The organism is Marinomonas sp. BSi20584 (genome assembly GCF_002792415.1).
Lineage (GTDB): Bacteria > Pseudomonadota > Gammaproteobacteria > Pseudomonadales > Marinomonadaceae > Marinomonas > Marinomonas polaris.
Genome location: NZ_KZ454916.1, coordinates 1 through 3,120 on the forward strand (window position 1 = coordinate 1; position 3,120 = coordinate 3,120).

At 44.9% G+C, this 3,120-nt stretch carries 4 protein-coding genes and 1 riboswitch; of the genes, 3 read left to right on the plus strand and 1 reads right to left on the minus strand.

Going from position 1 to position 3,120, the window contains the following annotated elements; genetic code table 11:
* Positions 1 to 174: 174 nt before the first annotated feature.
* From TY87_RS22275 to TY87_RS22285, 3 genes are all read left to right on the plus strand, one after another.
* Positions 175 to 663 (plus strand): GNAT family N-acetyltransferase, encoded by a 489-nt coding sequence (locus TY87_RS22275; protein ID WP_100188752.1) that lies wholly within the window; start codon positions 175 to 177, stop codon positions 661 to 663.
* A 291-nt stretch (positions 664 to 954) separates the two neighbouring features.
* On the plus strand, positions 955 to 1,557 hold the full coding sequence (locus TY87_RS22280) for a superoxide dismutase (RefSeq protein ID WP_100188753.1): 603 nt from the start codon (positions 955 to 957) through the stop codon (positions 1,555 to 1,557).
* A 2-nt stretch (positions 1,558 to 1,559) separates the two neighbouring features.
* The gene (locus TY87_RS22285; protein ID WP_100188754.1) at positions 1,560 to 2,450 is read left to right on the plus strand and encodes a ZIP family metal transporter; all 891 of its coding nucleotides are present in this window, start codon (positions 1,560 to 1,562) and stop codon (positions 2,448 to 2,450) included.
* Positions 2,451 to 2,639: 189 nt separating this feature from the next.
* Positions 2,640 to 2,747: riboswitch (guanidine-I (ykkC/yxkD leader) on the plus strand.
* Between the two features lie 25 nt (positions 2,748 to 2,772).
* Here the strand turns inward: TY87_RS22285 and TY87_RS22865 are convergent.
* The gene (locus TY87_RS22865) at positions 2,773 to 2,940 is read right to left on the minus strand and encodes a hypothetical protein (RefSeq protein WP_232617219.1); all 168 of its coding nucleotides are present in this window, start codon (positions 2,938 to 2,940) and stop codon (positions 2,773 to 2,775) included.
* Between the last annotated feature and the right edge of the window lie 180 nt (positions 2,941 to 3,120).

Genomic DNA, 3,120 nt, shown 5'->3' on the forward strand with positions numbered 1-3,120 from the left:
CAGTAAACTGCTTTTCAAACCCGTCATGCTCGATGTTGATTGTTGCTATTTTATAACAGCTTGCTTCTTAATGAGTGCTTCAAGAATCAAAAAAAGCTTTTTTTATTATAAAATTGATGAATACTTAAGCCATCAGAGCAGGATTTTCTCTGCTTTATATAAAATGGAGTCGTTATGTCTTTCTTGGTGTCTATGTCAAAACCCTTCTTTGCATTTTATATTGAAGAGCTGATCGTGCAGTACGCTCGAGAGAATGTGGAATCTGGCCGGTGGCAGAAAACAGGATCATTAACTCGATCTAGGCGTGATATAGAAAGACTGTTACCGCGTGGAATCGACACGGATAACAATCACTTTTTTGAAATGAAAGTACCAGAAGTAAACGAGACAGTCGGTATGATATGGCTGTCGTTAGAGAACAGTAGCACCACGAGTACGGTGTTTATTTACGATTTAGAAATCAAGGCTGAACATCGCCGAAAGGGTTATGCGAAGCTTGCTCTAAAGGAAATCGAAGACTTCGCGGCAACGCACAACATCGTCAATATTGGCTTGCACGTATTTTCTCACAATAGCGCGGCCCAAAAGTTGTACGCTAAAATGGGTTATGAAACGGTCAGTGTGAATATGGTCAAGAGAATAGATCAAGCGACAATGCCATAGCGCTAGTTTTGTATCTGCGTTCAACTCCGATTGCTTCAAGTGCTGCGTTCAACTCCGATTGCTTCAAGTGCTGCGTTGCTCAGCGCTGATCCTTGTATCCTCGACGTTATTTTTCCCTATAAATCATGGTCTGTTTAGACTTGAATTTCCTTGGCCTATATTTCTGAGGCGGTGGCATAACAGTGTGTAAAGAGTCTAGCCCTCACCGCGAGCGTGAAAAATAGGATTTGCATTTGTTATTAATAGAAATAATAATGATTCTTCTTATCGTTATCTATTTTGGAGAATAAGATGCCTTTTACTTTGCCTGAACTGCCTTACGCTTATACCGCTTTAGAGCCGCACATTGATGCATTGACGATGGAGATTCATCACAGTCGCCATCATCAGACTTATGTGAATGGCTTAAATGCTGCTCTAGAAGGAACTGCTTATGCGGATTGGTCTCTTGAGCGCCTGTTGCGAGAGATTACCTCATTGCCAGAAAACGTTCAGGGTGCGGTACGTAATCATGGTGGTGGTCATGCGAATCATAGTCTGTTTTGGTTGGTGATGTCACCAGAAGGGGGTGGGGAGCCACAAGGACCATTAGCAGACGCGATTCAGCAAAGCTTTGGTAGTTTTGAAGAATTTAAACAGCTGTTTATTAAGGCGGCATTGAGCCGATTTGGCAGTGGTTGGGCTTGGTTGGTGAAAGATCAGCAAGGTAAATTGCAGGTGACCAGCAGCGCTAATCAAGACAGCCCATTGATGGATGGATTGACACCGATTTTAGGCTTGGATGTTTGGGAACACGCTTATTATTTGCAGTATCAAAATAAACGTCCTGACTACGTTGCGGCATTTTTTAATGTCATCAACTGGTCGCAAGTCGCTGCGTGGTTTCAGGAGTAAGCATGAAGTTGACTCTGTTGTCGTTACCTAAGATCCGCGCGCGAAAGTGGATCGGAAGCATAATTTTAGTATTAGGTGCTTACACTGCCATCGATCAGTTTGTGGTGTTGTTACAACAACATTCTCAGGTGCGTTATGCTTTTTATGCGGGTGTTGTGGCGGCAGCAGCGACGGCGATGGGCGCATTGCCTGCTTTGTTTCTGCATCGCTTATCGCAAAAGTTGCATGACGTTATGTTGGGGTTTGGCGCTGGGGTAATGTTAGCGGCTTGTATGTTTTCTCTGATTATCCCTGCTTTGGCGTTGTTGGAAGGCAGTGGTGCTTCGCCATGGTACAGCTCCAGCTCTGTGGGGGTGGCAATTCTGCTTGGTGGCGCATTTATGTTGGTGTTAGAACGGCTTGTACCACACCAACATTTTATTAAAGATGAAGACAGGTTACGTGGTCAGACTTTGCGACGTAGCTGGTTATTTGTTTTTGCCATTGCTCTGCATAATATCCCGGAAGGTTTGGCGATAGGTGCGTCTTTTGCCAGTGGTGATGTGTCGGCAGCTACGGCGTTGACAACAGGCATCTCGATTCAGGATATTCCTGAAGGGTTAGTGGTTGCCATGGCGTTGTTAGCCGTGGGCTACAGCCGTTTATTGGCGGTGAGTATTGCGGTGCTGTCAGGTTTGACGGAACCTGTTATGGCCGTTATTGGTTCGGTGGTGTTGGGGGAATCTAGCTTATTGTTGCCTTTAGGGTTGGCTTTAGCAGCTGGTGCTATGTTGTTTGTGATCAGTCATGAAATGATTCCTGAATCTCACCGTCAAGGTCACGAGCTGGCGGCAACAAAAGGCTTAATGTTAGGTTTTGTACTTATGATGCTGTTAGATACGGCGTTGGCCTGACTGTATAAAAATAGTGCGCTAATAATGAAATGGGCTTTTTGGGCCCATTTTTTGTTGTTTGTTAGTGACGAGCGGTGTCAAAAAAATGTCTAGAGCCTTTAAAATAAAGTGTTCTGTATAGCTGGTACACAATCTGCTTTATCAAAACTGTTCGTACCCTTGGAAAGTCGAACATCACAATATAGATTATCAATAGAGAGCTAGGGTTCCGATTTCGATCTTATCGAAATGACTGGCCCGAGAGTTTTCGACCTTGGCAGTTTCAAGGTTACACGGCGGGGCAAAAGCCAGGGAGACCACATGGCGAATGCGTCGTTTGGTTTTAGTGTGATAGGTTTGCTGTGGTGTAGAAGCCGGCGTTGCTTGGGTTGAGGAATTCTGCAGGGGAATGGTCGATGTCTAGCAAAATGGCATCGAACTTTTTACCAGCGCTGCTCGGGTCAAATCCAGTACTTGGGTCTGTGGCGAGATCGAAAAAGCTACCAAGCACATAACGGTTACGTTTGTCGGCGTTGAGAATTTTACCTAGCGGAACGAGTTCTTTCTGGTGCCAGCTAATGAAGGTTTCTAACGCATCGACAACAAGCAGTTCTGCAATTCGTTCTTAAGTGCCGCTACGGCGGTATAACCTAAGGCCAATCCACCGACAACAACACTCAAATTTTCGCCT